This window comes from Bacillus sp. FJAT-45037 (assembly GCF_002797325.1).
Taxonomy (GTDB): domain Bacteria; phylum Bacillota; class Bacilli; order Bacillales; family Bacillaceae_D; genus Alkalihalophilus.
In genome coordinates this window covers 1,340,763-1,361,067 of sequence record NZ_KZ454938.1, presented here as the reverse complement: position 1 = coordinate 1,361,067, position 20,305 = coordinate 1,340,763, and the positions used below count along the sequence as shown (strand labels likewise).

Here is a 20,305-nt window from a genome sequence, read left to right as displayed (position 1 = left end):
AAATGGATCATTCTATTGTAAGATAGATGGAGTTTAGGTCTTATGTAATAAGCATATTGTACTTTCATAGCAGACTTATATTACGAGGAAACATAAGGGGAGAAATAGTGTTGAAATTATTATTTAAACAGAGATCAAAAGGGATCGAAACGATAGACAGAATGAACCAGCCAACAATGGATCAGGTAACAATTGATGTAACGAACGAAGTTGCATTACAATTAAAAATGATTCATTTACAAAAGGAAGACTTGATTCGTATAAAAACGATTCAGCCAATGATTCGTGAACATATTGACGGCATCGTTGAACGTTTTTACGCGAACCTATATCAAAATGACACGCTAACAACCATCATTAAAGATAATTCTACTGCCGATCGCTTAAAGAAAACATTAACCAAACATTTAATTGAAATGTTTGATGGGAAAATTGATGCCTCCTTCATTGAACAACGAAAACGAATCGCCCATGTTCATGTGGTCATCGGACTAGACCCGAAGTGGTACATGTGTGCTTTTCAAGATTTATATTTATCGCTAGCAACGATCATTAAAGAAAATTCCGACCATCCAGACACATGTTTTGAAACGACCTTATCCGTTTCAAAAATTATTAACATCGAACAACAGTTGGTACTAGAAATGTATGAAAATGAAAACAAACGTAATCGAGAAAAGGATCTAGAGGAACGCTATAAGTTACAATCTCAAGTTAATGCAACGGCCGAAGAGCTAGCTGCTATATCCGAAGAAACAAGTGCTTCTGTGGATGAACTAAAAGCCAAGTCAGAAGACGTTCATAGATACAGCTCAGACGTGACGAAAGCTTCAACTGAGGTAGAAACTCTTTCAAAAGAAGGAAAAGACAAGTTGCAAGAACAATATGTGAAGGTGAAAGAAATTGATCAATATATGGAAAAAATATCATCAGAGATGACTCTATTAAAAAATGTTTCTGAAAAAATCAATGATATTGTTAGTCTCGTTCAATCGATCGCTGATCAAACGAACTTACTAGCCCTTAATGCAGCAATCGAAGCGGCACGTGCTGGTGAAATGGGCAAAGGTTTCTCCGTAGTAGCAAGCGAGGTTAGAAAATTAGCCGAGCAAACAAAAGCCTCTGTTAGTGAAGTATCGGGGCTCATTGTTTCAACCAAGGATAAAATTGAATCTGTCTCCGCCTACATGTCGACCATTGATGATCTCGTCAAAAATAGCGCACATGGATTATCGAGTACGAACGAATTTTTTGATCGAATCGTTCATCAAACAGAGACAGCGAAAGAACAAAATGGAAACGTCGATAACGAAATTCAAAAAATGGCTCATGTCATAGAAGAAATTAATGATGCTGTCTATCAACTTGCAACAACGGCAAATGAGTTAAACTCAATAACAAATCAGCTTGATTAAGCGAAAACTCTTCTAAAGTGCACTCTTTAGAAGAGTTTTTTCCTTTTCTTAATTAAATTTTAATATTTATTATGTATATTAGTATCAAATCAAAAAAAGAGGGTGTAATAAATGAAGAAAATGACTTTGCTAACGTCTGTTTTGGTAGGAAGTTTCCTCATAATGGCGGGATGTAGTAACGAAACACATGATGATCACGAGAATATGAATCATCATGGGCAAGAGGAAACTTTAGAGCATACGGAAGCTAACGAAGAGATGTCACACGATGATATGGACCATAATGATATGAATCAGAACGATGAACAAAATCATAGCGGAGCCGCAGCAGATAAAGAACAATATGCCAATGAACCGACTGCTTTTAACGAGGGAGCAGAACGACAGCTGATAGTGTCAAACACGAAAAACATCACACGATTAGATGAGGAAAATCCATTAACTATGTCAGTTAAGGTTTCACAGATGATTTGGCCATCTACTCATGAGGAAAATCAGCCAAACACGGTCATTTTAGCTCCTTTAAATGAATGGCAATACTCATTAGCTGCCCTTACGCTCGTCCATCATCCTAATGATGGCCCGATTCTTTATTATGACGATGAAATAAATGAAGATGTATTGAATGAGATAAACCGCATGCAGCCTAAGGGGAACAATGAAGGTATCGAAGTATTAGTAGTTGGAAATATTGAAGAAAGTGAGTTAGATAAATTAACTGAATTTGAGATCAAAACAATTCAGGCAGCTAACCCAGCTGCTTTCGCTCAAAAGGTAGAAGAGGAGTTTACAAAGACAATTGATCATGTAGAAGAAGCTGTTATTATTGGATCCATGGAAGAGTCTGCAAAAGAATACACTATCACAGCAGCAAACTGGATCTCACATATGAATGAATCTCTTCTGTATGTAAGCAGTGACGGCATTCCAGAAGAAACAAAAGAGGCATTGGCATTGCGTGAAGGTTCAGCTAAAATTTATGTACTTGGCTCAGAGAATGTGATCAAGAACGAAGTGATAGATGAGCTGAATGAGTACGGGGTAGTAGAACGAATTGAGGGTGACAGTGCAGTGAGTCAATCAATTGCGATGGCAGCCTACAAAGATGAAAGTACTGGTTTTGGCTGGGGGATCACGGAACCGGGTCATGGTTTTGTATTTGCGTCAACTAAATCACCAGAACTTGCGATTACGGCGGCTCCATTTGCTCATTTAGGAAAACATGCTCCCTTGATATGGCTAGATGAAGGCCAAATTACTGATGACCTGTATCAATATTTAGCAAAAGTGAAGCCAGTTTTTCATACTGACCCTACAGAAGGACCTTATAATCATGGATATGTACTAGGTGAGTTTGATACAATATCATTTCAAACACAAGGAATACTAGATGAAAAGCTAGAAATTGTCTCTGCTGATGGAGACGGTCATGGCAATCATTAATTAAAGGAGAATATGATGAAAAAATGGTTATTAGCAGCAGGTTTAGTAAGTATCCTCGCTGGATGTTCAGAAGCAGGAAATGAAGTGGAGAATTTTTCTCACATACATGGGCTAGAATATGCTCACAATGAAGATGCTTTCTATATAGCGACTCATCATGGATTAATTAAACATGCCCAAGGGGAATGGATCAATGTAAACAGTGAGAAGGAGCAGCACGATTTTATGGGCTTTACGATTATTGATGAAGATATGATGCTCTCAAGTGGACACCCGAGCCATGCATCTGATTTAGAAAATCCTCTCGGGTTGATGAAGAGTACAGATTCAGGAGTAACATGGGAGCCTATCGCTCTCTACACAGAAGTAGATTTTCATTTACTTCATGCAAATAAAGGAGATACAAATCAAATCTATGCGATAGATGCCTATAATTCACACTTCTATCATTCAGAAGACGGCGGTTATACTTGGGAGCAGGTTGAAACTGAAGGGCTACCTGAACCAATTGGACGAACGTACAGTTTAACGTCTCATCCGCAATTTCCAAGTCATGTACTAGCAGGTACGGAGGAGGGAGTATATCTTTCTCTCGATAGCGGAAGAACATGGGAAGTAATGGAAAGTGAATCAACGGCTACAGCTCTTGAATCACTAAATGGAAAAACTGAAGAGTTAATTGCATATTTTGTTGGCGAATTAGAAGGTTTATACTATAGTAGAGATTTTGGTCAAACATGGGAGTCATTAGACTTCACTATAGAAAATGATATGATTTCCTACATTAGTCAAAACCCTGATCAAGAAAGCGAGATCATTCTTGGATCGATGCAGGAAGCAATTTATCATACGAATGATTTCGGGGACTCGTGGTCGAAGTTAGCTGAAAACGGAAATATTAGTCAATAACAAAGCCTACAACTGACCATTTAGACATGTTCTAAATGGTCAGTTGTTTTTTGGGCGTGGTGGTGATTTGAGTGGGTTTCTTTATCATAGCTTGAACCAGGAGTCTCCATAAAATGGATACAGACAAAACTGATGCACACTAATAGAAAATACCAAACAGGCTTGAGTGCAAAAGGCTTCTGAATCTTGGTTGTTATTTCTGAAGCTAAGGCTAAATAAACGATAAATAGAGTACCGAATAAAAGCAGTAGCATTATTTGAGATAATGGTAAGCTATGGTCTAGAGGTACCATTACTGCAAGCATTGTTCCCATCATTCCACCCATTAACCCTGATATAAAGCCATCAATAACGGCAACAAGGGAGAATGGGTAACCGAATAAAACACCTAATAAGGCCCCGATAAACATACTCAAAATTGTTGCTTCAAAAAAGGAATCGGCAAACATTAAACCGAGTACAGTGCCGCCAGCTAGACCTATAAGCATGCCGATAGCCATAGCTAAGCACATTCCAAACATATTTGATATAAATTGTCTAAAAGAAAAGACAATGACGGCAATAATGGATAGCAAGATGAGTAGAAGACATATCAAGATCCAGTGCATGAAGATTTCTCCTCTCTATGTCGTGTGAACCTCTCTCGATGGGTTCTTTAGTTTGTACACTAGTATTATAAAAATGAATCAGATATGTCATGAATTCGTAATTAGGAGAAAGTGTGAGGATATAATATGAAGAAAATTTTAATTATTGATGATGAAAAGCAAATGCAAAAGTTGATTGAAGTCTGTATTCAGTCAAGCGATTATCAGATCATAAGTTTATCTAGTGCCATTGAGGCAAAACCCTTACTTGAAGGCGAAAATATCCACCTCATATTATTAGATATTATGATGCCAGAGATGACAGGCTTTGAATTATTATCCTATATGAATGAATGTAATAAAAACATCCCAGTCATCTTAATCACAGCTATAGATGAAACAGATGCAGTTGTTCGTGGACTCGAGCTAGGTGCTTATGATTTTATTACAAAACCATTTGAGCCCAGAGAGCTAAAAGCAAGAGTAAACTCCGTCATCAAGCGAACTCAGCATCTAGTTGAAGAGCTTTCTACCATCGTTAGGTTTGAGGTGAAATGTGATTCATTGCAACGGGTGTTTACTTATAAAGGACAATTAATTCCTTTTACTAATAAAGAATATCAATTGTTTTCACGGTTCTTTAATTACCCAGGGCGTGTGTATACACGTGATCAACTCCTCACTCTTGAATGGGAGGAAGAGGATCGTTTCAACCGGAATGTAGATGTTCATATTAAGCATATTAGAGATAAATTAAATAAGGTTGGGCTCCCGAGGCCTATAATTGAAACTATATGGGGAGTGGGGTATAAGATGCCTGTAGAGGGGAGTGAATAAGTTGAAGCTTGCTACAAAATTATTAATTGCCATCTTCTTATCTACTGTTTTTGTCATTATTATTACGAACCTTTCTTTTTATCACATATCTAAATCTTATTACAAACATCAGCTTCAAGAAGAAGTAGAGAAAAGGCTTGAAGCCCATGCGAAGGTATTAGCAGTCCATTCAAACGTGACAACCCTTGATCATGTCATGATAATGGAAGCAGGACAAGAGGAAAACTCATTTGTGATTTTTGATCATGCATTCGAAGTGATTCAGAGTTCAAGACCCCTTACTAATGAAGAGATCACCGCTTATCAAGAATGGATCATTTTACACGCTGATCAATTAAAAAAGACTGAATTTGTTGAAACGATGGAAGAACATATTCCCCATGCATGGTCTTTCGCACCTTTTTCATCAGAAGAAGGAGTAAGCGGATATTTGTTCCTTGATCAAGATACAGGAAGTTTTGAGGCAACGAGATACAATCTCTTACTGTTAACTTTTGTGATTGGATTTCTTGCCGTTTGCCTAGCCGTTATATTAAGCGTTTATTTGTCAAAGCGTCTGACAGCTCCTGTGAAAAAAGCCCAGCTGCTTACTAGAAAAATTGCATTAGGTGATTTTGAAGTAGATGTCCCTTCGTCTACTAGTAAGGATGAAGTATCAGAATTATTAACAGATATTTCATTAATGGCAAAAAGTCTGAAAGAATACCGCGATGAAAGACAGCAGTTATTTACAAATATTTCTCATGATCTAAGAACTCCGCTAACCTACATCAAAGGTTATTCAGCATTATTAAAAGATCAGCAACTAGAGCCAACAGTCGTAAAAGAGCAATCAAACGTCATCTATCAAGAAGCCTCTCGGATGGAACATTTAGTGAATGATTTATTTCAATTAATGAAATATGAAGAGGGAGAGTATCAGCTAGAGGAGGAAAGAACAAATATATATGATTTTTTTGCTCAATTACAAGCAAAAATACAGCTTGATTTAAAAGCAAAACAACTTCACTTTAACGTGCATGCAAATAACATGGATATAAATGTTTCAATTGACCAGATGCAATTTGAAAGGGCGATCATGAATGTGTTATCAAATGCCATCAGATATACAGATCCGGGAGGTCAAATTGATGTGACACTCTCTAAAGAAGAAACGTTATGCCTTGTACAGATAAAGGATAATGGGTTTGGAATTCCAAAACAAGATCTCCAGCGAATCTGGGAGCGATTTTATCGAGTAGATGCCTCTCGTTCTACTAAACTGGGCGGTAGCGGCTTAGGACTTGCGATCACGAAGGAAATCATTCACTTACATAAAGGGGAGATTTCTGTTTCTAGTAAAATAGGAGAGGGCGCAACGTTTTTAATTAAAATGCCTGCTGAATAAAAAGGTGAAATGAATTATACTTCAATCAATAAATATTAATGGAATGATTATGAAAGGGGTACCTATCTATGAAAGTGCAAACCGCGATCACGATTCCAGTCTTAGATAAAGAAGTTGGAAGACAAGTAGATTCCTATATTCAAACACTTACGAAACCCCCAGGCAGTTTAGGGAAGCTTGAAGAACTAGCAGTAAACTTAGCAGAGATGAAAAGTAAGCCATTTCCAAAGGTTTCACCAGCTGGTGTGTTAGTATTTGCGGCAGATCATGGCATTGCCGAAGAAGGGGTATCCGCCTTCCCACAAGAAGTGACCCAGCAAATGGTCCAGAATTTCTTAGATGGTGGTGCAGCCATTAATGTATTTAGCAGGCAGATTGGTGCAACATTGAAGGTAGTCGATATAGGTGTTAAATCAACCATAAACGATAAAGAACTCATTACTGATAAAGTCCGTATGGGAACAGGAAACTTTTTTAGAGAAGATGCAATGACAAAACGTGAGGCTATACAAGCAATCGAAATTGGAATGCAACAAGCAGAATCATTGATCATCAATCAAGGGGTTGAAAGCTTAATTTTAGGGGAGATGGGGATTGCCAATACAACAGCTAGCAGTGCAATCTTAGCTGTACTTACAGGGAAATCCGTTGATTCGTTGGTTGGCTTTGGGACGGGTATCACGAGTGAGCGTTTAGTACATAAAGTTGATATCATTAAGCAATCGATTGAAAGAAGAAAGCCGACTGCCGATGACCCAATAGATGTTTTAGCAAAAGTTGGCGGATTCGAAATCGCGGGGATGGCCGGTGCAATGCTCTTTGCTGCTAGCCACCGTATACCGATCATACTTGATGGATTTATTTCCACAGTCGCAGCTTTAGTCGCTAGTAAGATTTCAAGTAATGTCGTTCACTACATGATCGTCTCTCATCAATCGGTTGAGCCAGGACATTTAACAGCGATACAAGCCCTAGGTAAGGAACCATTAATTAATTTAGGACTACGGCTTGGTGAAGGATCGGGCGCGGCTGTTGCTTTCCCACTGATTGAATCAGCAACGCGAATGCTGAGTGAAATGGCAACTTTTCAATCAGCTGGAATATCTGATCAATAAAAACGGAAGCCTAATGGCTCCCGTTTTTATTTTTACTATGACATTTACTTATTTTGCTTGTTTCCTCGTACCAATACTTTTAAACCTTGTCCCATATCAGAAGCTAGTACGTAGTTACGGTCGACAAATACTCCCCATACGTCTCCCTGATCGGGTGAATATTGTCCGATTTGAATTGGATTACTCGGATTAGAAATATCAACCATATAAACGCCACCTGCATAATGACTTAAATATAGAGTGTTCCCGTGAACTTTAGGATCATGTACTGTATTAGCAAATGTCACTCCATCTTCTACTTTTTCTGTTAAATCAGTTTTAAACTCGCTTAGAAGTTTTGGGTTTGTTTTATCTTTAATATCAAAAATACGAGTGTAGCCGTAAGATTCTTCATAGCCTGTACGAACCGGAACATACACTTCTCTCGTTTCTATTAAGATATTTCCACCGCGAGCAAGTGCTGCTGAATGTGCGGACCCTTGTTGATCAGAAGCGAAGTCAGTACGTCCGAGGTAGACAGGATTTTCAGGATCACGGACGTCAAAGATGACTGTTCCTAAATCCCACATCGACACATAAGCATACTGTGCATTATTATCTGTAATCACACTATGATTAAACACAGCTCTTGTCTTTCCATCAGGAGTACTCCAGTGGTACCCATTAAAATTAGAATGATCTACGCCTGGTACATCACGAGGGTCGAATTCCCATATTTTTTCTGGATTACTCGGATCTGATACATCGATAATTTGGAAATCTTTTTCCTGACCATTGCTGTAAAAATCAACATAAGGATTTGAAGCAAAAACTAGAGCTCGATTTCCTTGTGTAGCTAGATACAGTTCGTGTGTACCAGAAGCATTATCAAACACTTCATAAAAACCAAGCTTTTGAGGCTCATGTGGATTTGTTACATCATATAGTAAGAACCCACCAGCTGTATTAGCATTTCTGTTTCTTTGTTGAACACTTACGACTGCTAGATCACCCTTAAAGTTCGCTGTGTTAACCGATTTTACGATGACTTTTTCTTGCCATGTACCAGGTACATCATCATGTGCAAAGTACGAAATTTCTTTAGGATTATATGGGTCCTTTAAGTCAAATACACGGACACCACCGTTTGCTCCTCCTGCAGTATGAGTTCCTAAATAGGCATACCCTTTATGTGCATAAACGTCTGCTGTGTTGTTTTGAGCATCTCCATTAATTTTTTGAATTTGAACTGAGGCTGCTTCATTTAGGCTTGACACTTTACCAGTTCCATTATTGGTCGCTTCACCAAGAGTGGATAGTTCTTCATTAGAGAAGACGATACGCTCTCCCTTTTGAATTCCGCTTTCGTCTAGCGCGTCATGGGCGATAACCGCTGGCACGGCTATAGAAAAGATTAATGCACTGGCTAGTGTAGATTTTAAAACTACATCTCTCATTTTTTTCAATCGAATAACCTCCAATTAGTTTTTAGAATATTTCACATTTACATAATTCAACAGATTAATATGAATTCCTTTATTAGCATGCTAGTTATTTCGCCACTCGAATGAAATGATGCTTTTATCCTAAAGTACGATAGTAAATGATATCTATTTATTTACATAGAAAACGATTTCTATATAAAAAAGTACTATTTTATTTCTGTATGCGAAACATTCTCATTGCTTCTATTTATAAATAGGAGTAAAGTGTAGAGATGTGAAAGTTGAAATGGTTAGAAGGGGAATCAGATGAATTCATTTTTAAAGCACCGATTATACGTTGTCTATACCTTTATTTTGCTCATGTATATCGTGAACACATTTATATCTAGTGACCTCATTACTTACGTCGTCGGCTGTTTAGCTATACCAATGTTTTTGCTATCCTTTGCCGGAGCTAGTAAGCTATTCCGTATTCTAGGTTGTATTTTTCTTGTGGTAGGTACAGGAATGTACATGTATTCTGGGCTACCTCTTTATCAAATTCCCTTATATTTCACGTCAACCATGCCACTGTTAGCCTTTCTGACCGTTCTCCCGTGGATGAATAGTATTGTTCGTGCAGGTAGATTCGACCGAAGAATTAATGATTTAATGAAGGCGAATGTCTCTGATATGGGAAAATTATATGTACGTAGCTCCTTCACCACCTATATACTATGTGCATTTATTAATCTTTCAGCACTCCAATTATCCCAAGAAGTGTTACTAAAGAATTTGGCGACCATGAAAAAGAAGGTTCGAGATGCGTTTATTAGTCAAACGACGTTACGCGCATTTGCGTTAGCACTTTGTTGGAGTCCAATGGAGATTATTGTGGCCATCACTGTCGATGCAACAGGGGTAAGTTATTTATCTTATTTACCATGGCTCTTTTTGTGTTCATTTTTAGTTCTTCTTCTTGATTTTGTGTGGGGGAAAAAGAAGTATGAGGCCTTGCCTTACCATCCTGTGGATCTTCGCCCTGCAAAACAGGTCAATCCAGCTAAGATCGCTTTGCAAATCGTCAAGCTGTTGGTTGCTTTAACAGCGTTTCTCGTACTTGTTGTTTCAATTGGGAACACCTTCAAGTTAAACTTTATTTTGTCGGTAACATTGGTCATTCTACCATTCGCTTTCGCATGGGCGATTGTTATGAGGCGTGTACGAAGCTTTTTAGCGATTGGCATTCAAACATGGAAAATGCGAACGAATAACATGCAGAATTTCGTCGTGTTGTTTCTTTCATTAGCGTTTTTCTCAAGTAGTTTGAATGAAACACCGTTCTTACAGATGATTCAAGAACCATTCTTCGCTGCAGCAGAAACACCCATTCTTGTGCTACTGTTAATACAAGGTATGTACTTACTCATGAGTATGATTGGAGTTCACCCTATTGCAACGATCGGTGTGCTTATTGAAGCATTACATCCATTGTATGATGTGGTCAATCCTCTAAGTATCGGGATGGTCTTAATAACAGGAGCACTAGCGACAGCTACCGTTGGAGCATACGGGGTAACCGTGACGATGACGTCTATGAACACAAAACAAAATCCATATCGAATTACGCTTAGAAATATGCCTTTTGCTTTAGTGTATGGCGGGATTGGAACGTTGATTGGTTTCTTCTTGTTGTAATATAAAAGGAGATGACCAACGTATAGATGGTCATCTCCTTCACCTTACCCACTCACTTTACTTCTGGGGTCGTAACGATTATTGTTTCCCACAGACACCTCATTTTCATTCATGTTAAAAACATTAGTGAAATTTCTGGTTCCTGTACATCACAATCACCTCATTTAAAAGGTACAATCAGTTAACATCCAAATTTTATATGTGAGCATCATTCTAAGATGATGGGGTATGGTTGTGAGGAACATCGCTGCCCTCAAATGTTATAATAACCAAATATGTGCACACTATACATGCAACATAGATTTTTAGTAAATGAATTTTAAGGAGAATATATGAGTAAACAAACATTTGAATCATTTAATTTATCCGAGGAAACACTGAGAGCTTTAAATTTGCTTTCATTTCAAGAACCCACAAAGGTACAAGCACAAGTATTGCCTCATGCATTAAACAAACAAGACATCATCGTCCAAGCAGAGACAGGTAGTGGTAAGACAGCAGCATACGGCATTCCATTATGTGAATTTGTGGACTGGGAAGAAAATAAACCACAAGCCCTCATTTTAACGCCGACTAGAGAACTTGCGGTTCAAGCGAAAGAAGACCTGACTAATATCGGTCGCTTTAAGCGAGTAAAAACGGCAGCGATCTTTGGCAGACAATCATTTGAACGTCAAAAACTTGAATTAAAACAGAAAAATCATATTGTCGCAGGAACGCCAGGGCGCGTGCTTGACCATATTAAAAAAGGAACTCTTCCTATTTCAGAAATACGTTACTTAATTCTTGACGAAGCGGATGAAATGTTAAGTCGTGGATTTTTAGATCAGATGGATGAAATCATTAGCGAGTTACCAACGAATAGACTCACGATGCTTTTCTCAGCGACGTACCCAGAGCGGTTAGATGAGATTACAAAATCATATATGAAAGCACCCATTCATATGGATTTATCATCGACAGATAAGAAAGCAACGATTGAGCAATCCATTATTGAAGTAGAAGAAGAGCAGAAATTCAACTTACTGAAGGAAGTAACGATTGTAACGAATCCGGATAGTTGTATTATTTTTGCTAATACGCAAGATGAAGTCGATCACTTGCATATGCGTTTAGAAAAATCGAAATATCCTTGCCGTAAGTTACATGGTGGCCTTAGACAAGATGATCGGTTTGCTGTCATCAATGACTTTAAACGTGGCGCGTTCCGTTATTTAATTGCTACGGATGTGGCGGGTAGAGGGATTGATATTGATAACATCTCACTTGTGATTAACTATGACGTTCCTGAAGATCCAGAAAACTACGTACATCGTATCGGTCGAACAGGCAGGGCAGGCAAACTTGGGACAGCCATCACGCTAATGACACCATATGAAGAACGATATGTAGAAGATATTGAAGAATTTACAGGAACAGAGATTGCTTTGAACACTCGTCCTTCTGAAGCAAAAGTCGACTCTTTAAGAGGTGCCTTTTTGAAGAAATTGGCTGAATCACCTGAGTTAAAGGTCGACCGAGCTACCCATTTGAATAAAAACATTTTAAAGTTGTATTTCAATGGGGGAAAACAAAAGAAGCTAAGAGCGGCTGATTTTGTTGGGACGATCACGAGTATTGAAGGCGTGTCGGTGGATGATATTGGTATTATCACTATCGAAGCAACGGCTTCTTTTGTAGAAATATTGAACGGAAAAGGCAAGACCGTCTTAGAAGAAATGCGACATCGCACGGTTAAAGGAAAAATGCTTAAAGTCCATCAAGCTAAGAAATAATTGAGAAGTTGCCCATGCATTGGGTAACTTTTTTCTTTTTAGTCGATGTTCATAAATCGTTCAAACAGATGGTGTGCATTTTCTCATCAGATTGTATATAATAGACCTCATGACATTGTGAATTGTTTCACTAACTTTGATTTGACTAAAAAAGGTAGGAGTTGCCAGATGAAAGAACTTCGAGAAATTGCTAAGTCCTATAAGGCAACAAGACTTCTTTTAATATTGACAGCGGTCTTCTCCGGAAGCACCGTTGTTGCACAAGCGTATTTTATTGTACGTATTGTTGATCAAGTCTTTCTGCAGGGAGCGGCTTTTGCTGAGATTGTCCCGTTGCTTGGCTGGCTGTTCATCGCCTTGTTAGCACGTGTGCTATGTAATTATATCAATGGATTTCTTGGTGTAAGGATGGCGTCGAAAGTGAAAGCGGATTTGCGGCAATCTTTGCTCCATGCGTTTACGTCGAATCCGCTTCAAACGTCGGTTCAAGGCCAATCTGGACGAAAAATAAGCGTGTTAATGGATTCGGTCGATGAAGTCGATTCGTATTTCAGCAAGTACATTCCTCAAGCGATTCAAACATCGATCATTCCATTAATGATTTTAATCGCTGTGTCTACTCAACATATTTACACGGCTTTGATTATGATCGTTACAGCACCGTTTATTCCATTGTTTTATATTATTATCGGTTTAAAAACCCAGCAGAAATCTGAGGAACAAATGGAGAAATTAGCTGAGTTTTCAGGACGTTTTCTTGATACATTGCAAGGACTGACCACATTAAAATTATTCGGACGAGCGAAACAACAAAAATTAACCATTGAAACGAGTAGCCGCGGGTTTAAAGATGCGACGATGGACGTCTTAAAGATCGCCTTTATGTCTTCGCTGATGCTTGAATTTATATCAATGCTCGGAATTGGGTTAATTGCTTTAGAGGTTGGTTTACGACTCGTTGTATTTCAAAATATTACTTTCTTTGCGGCCTTCTTTGTCCTCGTACTAGCTCCAGAATTTTATTTGTCGTTAAAAGAGCTAGGAAGTGCCTTTCACACTGGGCGAGGGAGTATAGGTGCTTCAAAGAAAATTTCAGAAGAACTTGCACGTGTGTCCGAACCAATCAAATGGGGAACACAAACGCTTGAAAAACGTCCAACACCGCCAACGATGAGGCTTCAACATGTACAAGTTGCATACGGGGATGATGCGTTTTTGTTAAACGCAGGGAGTACAACGATTGCTCCGTTTGACCAAGTGGCAATCATCGGTCGAAGTGGTGCGGGAAAGACGACTTTCTTACATGCTATTGCTGGATTAATTCCAACTACGAGTGGGTATGTTCAAATTAATGATCGCCCGTTAACGGATTATAAAGAAGAGGACTGGTTCGACCAAGTTAGCTACATTTCTCAACACCCGCATCTCTTTTCGGGTACGATCGCTGAGAACATCGCGATCGGAAAAAGAGAAGGTGCTTTGAAAGAAGAAATAGAAGAAGCAGCGAAAAAAGCAGGGGTCGATGACGTGGTTCGTGCGCTAGAGCATGGCTATGAAACGAAAATTGGAGAAGGTGGCCGTGGCTTATCTGGTGGGGAAAAACAACGAATTGCTATTGCCCGCGCCTTCTTAAAACAACCAACAATTATTTTATTCGATGAGCCGACAACAGGTTTAGACTTACGAACAGAACGTATTCTCCAAACATCGATTAAAGAATTGGCGAAAACATCGACTGTGATCACCGTAGCCCATCGTCTTCATACGATTCGGGATGCTACTAGAATCATTTTGCTCGATCAGGGAGAGAAGATTGCTGAGGGTACTCATGATCAATTGCTGAGGTCTAATGAGATGTATAAAGAGATGGTCACAACGCAACAAGGAGGGAGATAGTCATGAAGGATTTACTTGTCATCGTCAAGCTTGTTTTAACCGAGCGAAAAGATATCGTTTATTCCGTTCTGCTTGGTTTTGTAGCAGGACTTGCGGCAATCGGCCTAGTATCTTCAAGTGGCTATCTCATCTCAAAAGCAGCACTAACGCCACCGCTGTATGCTTTATCAATCATGATTGCTTTATTAAAAGGATTTAGCATTGTACGAGCTGTTGCCCGATACGGAGAGCGGTACTTCTCCCATCGAGCGACCTTTAATATTCTCAGTCATTTACGTGTGAACTTTTACGAAAAATTAGAACCGCTCGCTCCAAATATTTTTCAAAAATACCGCAGCGGAGATCTACTCGCACGGATTGTCGGTGATGTAGAAAGTTTACAAAACTTCTTTTTACGAGTCTTCTACCCGCCGATCGTGCTATTACTTGTCTTTTTTGCAACGGTGATGTTTACGATGTTCTATTCCATTTCCATCGCCCTATTGCTTTTACTAGGATTAGTGTTAACAGGTGTTGTCCTGCCTACGTTCTTTGCGTTCATGCAGAAGAGGCAGCAACATCTTGTGCGGGAGGAACGAGCGAGACTCTCAACGGAGGCAACAGAACTGTTGCATGGATACCGTGATTTGAAGCTGTATCAGAAGCTTGAACAAAAGCAAGATGAACTAACACTGTCCTCAGACGCCTATATTAAGGGTCAACGGAATGAAGGGAAAGCTGCTGTATTCAACCAATCACTCCATTCAATGACCGCTCTCCTCATCTCATGGACGGTACTTGCTCTTGGCGCGTACCTTATCGTGATTGGGGAAATAGATGGTGTGTTTCTTGCGATGCTTGTCATGATCTCATTAACCTCATTTGAAAATGCGACACCGATGGCGATCGTTCCAATTCATTTTGAAGACAGCCGTCGTGCATCAAAGCGATTGTTCTCTGTCGTAAAAAAAGAAATGTCGAGTCAAAAGACAGTTTCTACTAAGAAAAAGCTCCAACAAATAGAGGCACCGAGTATTGAACTTCATAATGTATCGTTTACGTTCACAGGTGAAGAACGTAAAACGATAACAGATGTGAGCTTTACTTTGCCAAAAGGTTCTAAAACAGCGATTGTCGGTCCAAGTGGTTCAGGAAAATCAACAGTGATGCAATTGATTTTGAACATTCAAGCCGCAGACCGAGGAGACATATTTTATAATCAAACAAACACGAACGAACTCGACCAAGAATCCATTTGGGACATTGCCAAAGTTGTTTTACAAGATAATCACTTCTTTTATGGCACAATTAAAGATAATCTCTCGCTAGCTAGTGAAGAAGCAACGGATACGCAAATGAGTGATGCCTTAACCATCGTTGACTTAAGTCATTTTTCTTTATCAGATCAAGTATTTGAAAAAGGAGAAAACTTATCAGGTGGAGAGAAACAGCGATTAGCCCTAGCTAGAGCGATCTTAAAAGAAGGCCATCTCTGGGTATTAGATGAACCAACCTCCTCTGTTGATGCCCTAACAGAGAGGAAGATTTTTGATTACCTCGCCCACAAGACTAAAAATGATACCGTCATACTCATCAGTCACAAGTTACAAGGTCTTGAGAAGATGGATCAAATCATTGTAATGGAAAATGGTAGCATGATTGAATCAGGCTCTTATGATGAATTAATGAAGAGACAGGGATACTTTTATGAAATGAAACAATTAGAAAAAGAACTATTTATGGCTTAAAAAAAGAGTCTGCGCTTAATTTTATATGCGCAGGCTCTTTTGACGTACTTATGGTGTAGCGATTGCTTTGACTACATAGGAGCGACCTCGTCTCGGTCCGTCAAATTCACAAAAGTAAACGCCTTGCCACGTGCCTAGTACGAGCTTTTGATTAGAGACAAGTAAAGTTTGAGCATGACCGACCGTACTCGTTTTTAAATGTGCGGCTGTGTTTCCTTCAGCATGTCGATCTTTAGCATGTTCCCACGGGTACACTTCATCTAGTCTTCTTAAAAAATCGGTTTTTACATCTGGGTCTGCATTCTCGTTTACAGTAATGCCTGCAGTCGTGTGAAGAGACGTAACGATGATGATACCACTCTTGACCTCTATTTCTTTTAACCAATCTTCAATTTCAGCTGTAATATCAATCATTAGATCACGTCTCGATGTATGCAATTGAAACGTTTTTTCCATGCGAATCCCTCCTCTATTTTCTTCACTATTGCAAAATCTAACGGCTCGGTCAAGCGGGAGGGTTGTCTGTTCATTTTCGTCTAAAACTTTCCAATGGTCAGGCATTAATTTGTGCAATTTGAATACGGTTAAAAAAGAATGGAAAGTGAGAGGAGGAAGAAACGTGCAAATTCATGTTGTATCAGATGGGGATTCCATATGGGACATTGCTCAGATGTATGATGTTCCCTATCAATTAATCATCGATGTCAATGAACTACCGAACGGAGAACGATTAGTGATTGGGCAAGCGTTAGTCATTCCGACGTCAGGACGATTTCACTGGTTAGAGCCTAACGAAAACATTTGGGAAGTGAGCAGACTGTATGAAGTGAGTCCAGAGAGTATTGTCTCCATGAACCATATTCATTCAACAGAAGATCTTTATGTATGGAGACGGCTATACATCCCGACCGAATACCGTGACAAGCCAAGTATTGATGTAAGTGCATATGTCGATTTAAATATTACCGGTGAAGAGTCTGCTCAGATTGTAGGGGAGGTAGCAAATAAGTTAACGTTTGTCACCATATTTAGTTATGAGATGAATCGTGATGGTACGCTTCGACCGATTGAAGACCAAGAAATCATCAATGCAGCGTATCAACAGGATGCGATTCCGTTAATGGTAATCACTAATATTGAAGATGGGGCTTTCAGTACAGAGCTTGCAACAGAAGTCTTACAAAGTGAAGAATTACAAGATCGACTTCTTGATGAATCGATTGCGATTATGGAGGAAAGAGGCTACCTCGGGTTAGACTTTGACCTAGAATATCTAGGGATGAAGAATCGCGAAGCATATAATGAGTTAATGAGAAAAGCAAAAGTTCGTCTCGATGAAAAGGGTTTTTATTTATCAAGTGCACTTGCTCCTCAGGTCGAAGCTGGGATGGAAGGAGTGTTATATGAGGGGCACGATTACGCAACACACGGCGAATTGGCTGACTTTGTCTTTTTAATGACGTATGAATGGGGATGGACAGGAGGCCCTCCACGAGCAGTTGCCCCAATTGATCAAGTACGTCGAGTGGTTGATTATGCGACATCGCTTATGCCAAATGACAAGATTATGTTAGGGATTCCGTTGTACGGATATGATTGGACGTTGCCTTTTGTTGAGGGGGAATCGCGTGCTAGAGCGATTGATCATCAGCAAGCGATTCAACTGGCCTTGCAGTATAATGCAGCGATTGAATATGATGAAACCGCACAAGCACCGTATTTTTCGTATATCGATGAACAAGGGCGTCAGCATGAAGTGTGGTTTGACGATGCCAGGAGCATTCAAGCCAAGTTTGATCTCGTCAAAGAATATAACTTACGTGGATTGTTCTACTGGGTTCTTGGTTGGGATTTCCCGCAAAACTGGCTGTTGCTTGAAGATAATTTCACTATTAATAAACGAGTATGACAATCTCTCCTCTAAGCCAAATGGTTTAGAGGTTTTTAATTTCCAACAACATCCAGTTTGATTGTGAAGTGTTTTGCAAATAGTTATAGAAGATAAATCAAATGAACAGGTAGGTAATCAAATGAGAACAGATTTTTTTGGTGGGTTCATATGTTTCCTTATTATATTGATGGTTCCTATGATTTCTGTAGCAGAAGAGAAGCAACATCGTCTTTCATTGATCGTCAAATCATCAGGAGAGTCTTTGCATCAAACGGTCTTAGATATTGACTCAGATTCACTCATGACGATTTTAAAGAATGCGAAACCGGTAGAACACATTGAATCAATTCCTTTCTCAAATCGTTATCTACTCTTTGAAGATGAGCATTCGATTCACTTATACGTTATGGATGAGAACCAGCATATTTACGACATTAATACACAATCAAAGCTCGATTTACAACATGTTGAAGCCTTAAAGAAGCTCTCTCGTTATTATGAGGGCATGGAAAAGAAACACTTTGGGGAATTAGTGGAATGGGAATTGGCTGATCAATGGATTCCTCGTTACATATCCTTTAAAGTAACTGACCTAGAAACAGGGTTAGAGTTCCATGCGCAAAGACGAGCAGGCAGTCAACACGCGGATGTTCAACCACTCACGAAGACCGATACTGAAATAATGAAAACCATTTATGATGGAAAATGGAGTTGGAAGCGTCGCGCCATTTTAGTTGAACATAACGGACGAATGATCGCTGCGTCGATGCATGGAATGCCGCACGGAGGGGGAGCGTTAGCCAATGGATTTCCTGGTCATTTTTGTATTCATTACGAGGGAAGTGTCACTCATAGAACGAAAAGTTTAGATCTCTCTCATCAAGTGATGGTATATAAAGCAGCAGGACTGTTAGAACCCTTTGTTCATGGACAACCTCCTGAAAATGTTGTTCAACTACTTATGACGGCAGTGAACCATAATGACATTGATCTCTCATCTCTCGTATATGATGGTGAAAAACATATCACCAAAGACATGCTCGAACAGATTGAAGTCATTCGTGTGGTCAAACAATTCGAGCCAACGATTAATAGTGAACTTTTAGTAGAAGTACCATTTACCTTTTTGATTCAATACCAAGGAAAGAGTGAGCACGAACAGACCTTTACATTCCGACTTAAACGAGAATCCCCAACGAGCGAGTGGACGATCATTCATTCGCCCATTTAATCAAAAGAAACAAAGAAGCCTCCTAATTTTAGAAGGCTTCTTTGTTTACAGTTGAGCATCAACCTCAGGTGGTAACTTATTTGGTGCTTTCGGAACGTTTCTTGGTTCATAATCAATTTTTTCAGAGGAAGAAAGTTTCACAAGTAACGTCCCATTGTACGTTTTGGCTATAATCAAGATCGGCTGATTTTGTTTATTTTGAAAGACGAAATCAGGCCCATACCAACTGACGGTTGCATCTCTCCCAGGTGGAACATAGGTGACACGCTTGGAATGTGTATAGCGCTCAATAATATCCATTCCTGCGCGATCGGCTGCATTAAACAGCGTCGAGGACACTTGGCAAATCCCGCCACCGATTCCTTCTGTCAACTCTCCTCTTACAATAACAGGTGCCAGTAAATACCCACGCTCCACCGTACGTTTACCGACAACGGTGTTAAAGGAAAACGTTTCACCAGGAAAAACAACATGATTGTTAATCGCTTCGGTTGCTAGTGCGATATTATGTGCGCGCTCATGATTGTATGTATTGTAATACGTCGCGTACGCACCAATTGCCTCCGTACGTAGCGATTGTAAGAGAGTCTGATCTACCTTAGGATAAAGCTTATATCTTGGTACTTCAAAGCTGGCATGACCTGTCCCAAAAAAGTATGAATAAAATGCTTCATCAAAGGCCCGACGATTTAATTTATATCCAATCTCCTCAGAAACGAGTTGACCATGTGGATCAAGAGTAGCGTTAACAGGCTCGACATAGACTTGCTTTTCTACGCTTTCGACAAGTTCTTCATATTTGTCTTGGTCAATGATCGAGCGACCAAGATAAGGATCGAAAAATTCTTCACGGTGGATGGACACAAGGGTATCCTGTTCAAAAGTGATCGATAAATGCTCGTTACTTGGCATGATAGAAAAAACAAAGAGTATGACTGGTAGATACAATAAAGTACGAATGGCAATCCCCCCTAAAAATAGTATGAGTAGG

At 39.4% G+C, this 20,305-nt stretch carries 16 protein-coding genes and 1 pseudogene; 13 read left to right on the top strand and 4 right to left on the bottom strand.

Annotation, left to right across the window (positions count from 1 at the left end; translation table 11 throughout):
• Positions 1-26 precede the first annotated feature (26 nt).
• The 4 genes and pseudogenes from CDZ88_RS17985 to CDZ88_RS06905 form a co-directional block, all read left to right on the top strand.
• Positions 27-653, top strand: a pseudogene (locus CDZ88_RS17985) (protoglobin domain-containing protein); the annotation flags it as partial.
• On the top strand, positions 645-1,415 hold the full coding sequence (locus tag CDZ88_RS17980) for a methyl-accepting chemotaxis protein (RefSeq protein WP_442857114.1): 771 nt from the start codon (positions 645-647) through the stop codon (positions 1,413-1,415). The pseudogene CDZ88_RS17985 and the gene CDZ88_RS17980, both read left to right, overlap by 9 nt.
• Positions 1,416-1,526: 111 nt before the next feature.
• Positions 1,527-2,858 carry an ArsR family transcriptional regulator gene (locus CDZ88_RS06910; protein WP_100372845.1) on the top strand — a complete coding sequence of 444 codons (1,332 nt, stop codon included), beginning with the start codon at positions 1,527-1,529 and terminating at the stop codon, positions 2,856-2,858.
• A 15-nt stretch (positions 2,859-2,873) separates the two neighbouring features.
• Positions 2,874-3,767, top strand: coding sequence for a F510_1955 family glycosylhydrolase (locus CDZ88_RS06905; protein ID WP_100372844.1), 894 nt, complete (start codon positions 2,874-2,876; stop codon positions 3,765-3,767).
• A gap of 20 nt (positions 3,768-3,787) precedes the next feature.
• Here the strand turns inward: CDZ88_RS06905 and CDZ88_RS06900 are convergent, their stop codons facing one another.
• A complete protein-coding gene (locus tag CDZ88_RS06900; RefSeq protein ID WP_100372843.1) occupies positions 3,788-4,375 on the bottom strand; it encodes a hypothetical protein in 588 nt (195 codons plus the stop codon).
• 126 nt (positions 4,376-4,501) lie between these two features.
• Between CDZ88_RS06900 and CDZ88_RS06895 the strand changes: the two genes are divergently transcribed.
• The 3 genes from CDZ88_RS06895 to cobT all read left to right on the top strand — a co-directional run bounded on the left by CDZ88_RS06895 (position 4,502) and on the right by cobT (position 7,693).
• Positions 4,502-5,191 (top strand): response regulator transcription factor, encoded by a 690-nt coding sequence (locus CDZ88_RS06895; protein WP_100372842.1) that lies wholly within the window; start codon positions 4,502-4,504, stop codon positions 5,189-5,191.
• Between the two features lies 1 nt (position 5,192).
• Positions 5,193-6,578 carry a sensor histidine kinase gene (locus CDZ88_RS06890; RefSeq protein WP_100372841.1) on the top strand — a complete coding sequence of 462 codons (1,386 nt, stop codon included), beginning with the start codon at positions 5,193-5,195 and terminating at the stop codon, positions 6,576-6,578.
• A gap of 68 nt (positions 6,579-6,646) precedes the next feature.
• Complete coding sequence (gene cobT, locus CDZ88_RS06885) at positions 6,647-7,693, top strand: nicotinate-nucleotide--dimethylbenzimidazole phosphoribosyltransferase (RefSeq protein ID WP_100372840.1); 1,047 nt, start codon at positions 6,647-6,649, stop codon at positions 7,691-7,693.
• Positions 7,694-7,737: 44 nt separating this feature from the next.
• Here cobT and CDZ88_RS06880 read toward each other — a convergent pair whose 3' ends face one another.
• The gene (locus CDZ88_RS06880; protein WP_100374622.1) at positions 7,738-9,129 is read right to left on the bottom strand and encodes an LVIVD repeat-containing protein; all 1,392 of its coding nucleotides are present in this window, start codon (positions 9,127-9,129) and stop codon (positions 7,738-7,740) included.
• A gap of 294 nt (positions 9,130-9,423) precedes the next feature.
• Here CDZ88_RS06880 and CDZ88_RS06875 point away from each other — a divergent pair, with 294 nt between their 5' ends.
• The 4 genes from CDZ88_RS06875 to cydC all read left to right on the top strand — a co-directional run bounded on the left by CDZ88_RS06875 (position 9,424) and on the right by cydC (position 16,192).
• Complete coding sequence (locus CDZ88_RS06875; RefSeq protein WP_100372839.1) at positions 9,424-10,794, top strand: hypothetical protein; 1,371 nt, start codon at positions 9,424-9,426, stop codon at positions 10,792-10,794.
• 332 nt (positions 10,795-11,126) lie between these two features.
• On the top strand, positions 11,127-12,569 hold the full coding sequence (locus CDZ88_RS06870) for a DEAD/DEAH box helicase (RefSeq protein ID WP_100372838.1): 1,443 nt from the start codon (positions 11,127-11,129) through the stop codon (positions 12,567-12,569).
• A 168-nt stretch (positions 12,570-12,737) separates the two neighbouring features.
• Positions 12,738-14,465 carry a thiol reductant ABC exporter subunit CydD gene (cydD, locus tag CDZ88_RS06865; protein WP_100372837.1) on the top strand — a complete coding sequence of 576 codons (1,728 nt, stop codon included), beginning with the start codon at positions 12,738-12,740 and terminating at the stop codon, positions 14,463-14,465.
• Between the two features lie 2 nt (positions 14,466-14,467).
• Entirely contained in the window at positions 14,468-16,192 is a 1,725-nt protein-coding gene (gene cydC, locus CDZ88_RS06860; RefSeq protein WP_100372836.1) for a thiol reductant ABC exporter subunit CydC, read from the top strand.
• A gap of 48 nt (positions 16,193-16,240) precedes the next feature.
• Here cydC and CDZ88_RS06855 read toward each other — a convergent pair whose 3' ends face one another.
• Positions 16,241-16,648: a secondary thiamine-phosphate synthase enzyme YjbQ gene (locus tag CDZ88_RS06855; protein WP_100372835.1), complete on the bottom strand. Its 408-nt coding sequence runs from the start codon at positions 16,646-16,648 to the stop codon at positions 16,241-16,243.
• A 163-nt stretch (positions 16,649-16,811) separates the two neighbouring features.
• Here CDZ88_RS06855 and CDZ88_RS06850 point away from each other — a divergent pair, with 163 nt between their 5' ends.
• Together CDZ88_RS06850 and CDZ88_RS06845 are read left to right on the top strand one after the other, a co-directional pair.
• Positions 16,812-18,101 carry a glycosyl hydrolase family 18 protein gene (locus CDZ88_RS06850; RefSeq protein WP_100372834.1) on the top strand — a complete coding sequence of 430 codons (1,290 nt, stop codon included), beginning with the start codon at positions 16,812-16,814 and terminating at the stop codon, positions 18,099-18,101.
• A 121-nt stretch (positions 18,102-18,222) separates the two neighbouring features.
• Positions 18,223-19,314, top strand: coding sequence for a hypothetical protein (locus CDZ88_RS06845; RefSeq protein ID WP_100372833.1), 1,092 nt, complete (start codon positions 18,223-18,225; stop codon positions 19,312-19,314).
• A gap of 45 nt (positions 19,315-19,359) precedes the next feature.
• Here CDZ88_RS06845 and CDZ88_RS06840 read toward each other — a convergent pair whose 3' ends face one another.
• A complete protein-coding gene (locus CDZ88_RS06840; RefSeq protein WP_100374621.1) occupies positions 19,360-20,226 on the bottom strand; it encodes a VanW family protein in 867 nt (288 codons plus the stop codon).
• Positions 20,227-20,305 lie beyond the last annotated feature (79 nt).

Bases quoted from the DNA above. Each gene is read 5' to 3' on its own strand.
- CDZ88_RS17980 (WP_442857114.1), top strand. From the start codon at position 645: ATGTATGAAAATGAAAACAAACGTAATCGAGAAAAGGATCTAGAGGAA.
- CDZ88_RS06910 (WP_100372845.1), top strand. From the start codon at position 1,527: ATGAAGAAAATGACTTTGCTAACGTCTGTTTTGGTAGGAAGTTTCCTC.
- CDZ88_RS06905 (WP_100372844.1), top strand. From the start codon at position 2,874: ATGAAAAAATGGTTATTAGCAGCAGGTTTAGTAAGTATCCTCGCTGGA.
- CDZ88_RS06900 (WP_100372843.1), bottom strand. From the start codon at position 4,375: ATGCACTGGATCTTGATATGTCTTCTACTCATCTTGCTATCCATTATT.
- CDZ88_RS06895 (WP_100372842.1), top strand. From the start codon at position 4,502: ATGAAGAAAATTTTAATTATTGATGATGAAAAGCAAATGCAAAAGTTG.
- cobT (WP_100372840.1), top strand. From the start codon at position 6,647: ATGAAAGTGCAAACCGCGATCACGATTCCAGTCTTAGATAAAGAAGTT.
- CDZ88_RS06880 (WP_100374622.1), bottom strand. From the start codon at position 9,129: ATGAGAGATGTAGTTTTAAAATCTACACTAGCCAGTGCATTAATCTTT.
- CDZ88_RS06875 (WP_100372839.1), top strand. From the start codon at position 9,424: ATGAATTCATTTTTAAAGCACCGATTATACGTTGTCTATACCTTTATT.
- CDZ88_RS06870 (WP_100372838.1), top strand. From the start codon at position 11,127: ATGAGTAAACAAACATTTGAATCATTTAATTTATCCGAGGAAACACTG.
- cydD (WP_100372837.1), top strand. From the start codon at position 12,738: ATGAAAGAACTTCGAGAAATTGCTAAGTCCTATAAGGCAACAAGACTT.
- cydC (WP_100372836.1), top strand. From the start codon at position 14,468: ATGAAGGATTTACTTGTCATCGTCAAGCTTGTTTTAACCGAGCGAAAA.
- CDZ88_RS06855 (WP_100372835.1), bottom strand. From the start codon at position 16,648: ATGGAAAAAACGTTTCAATTGCATACATCGAGACGTGATCTAATGATT.
- CDZ88_RS06845 (WP_100372833.1), top strand. From the start codon at position 18,223: ATGAGAACAGATTTTTTTGGTGGGTTCATATGTTTCCTTATTATATTG.
- CDZ88_RS06840 (WP_100374621.1), bottom strand. From the start codon at position 20,226: ATGCCAAGTAACGAGCATTTATCGATCACTTTTGAACAGGATACCCTT.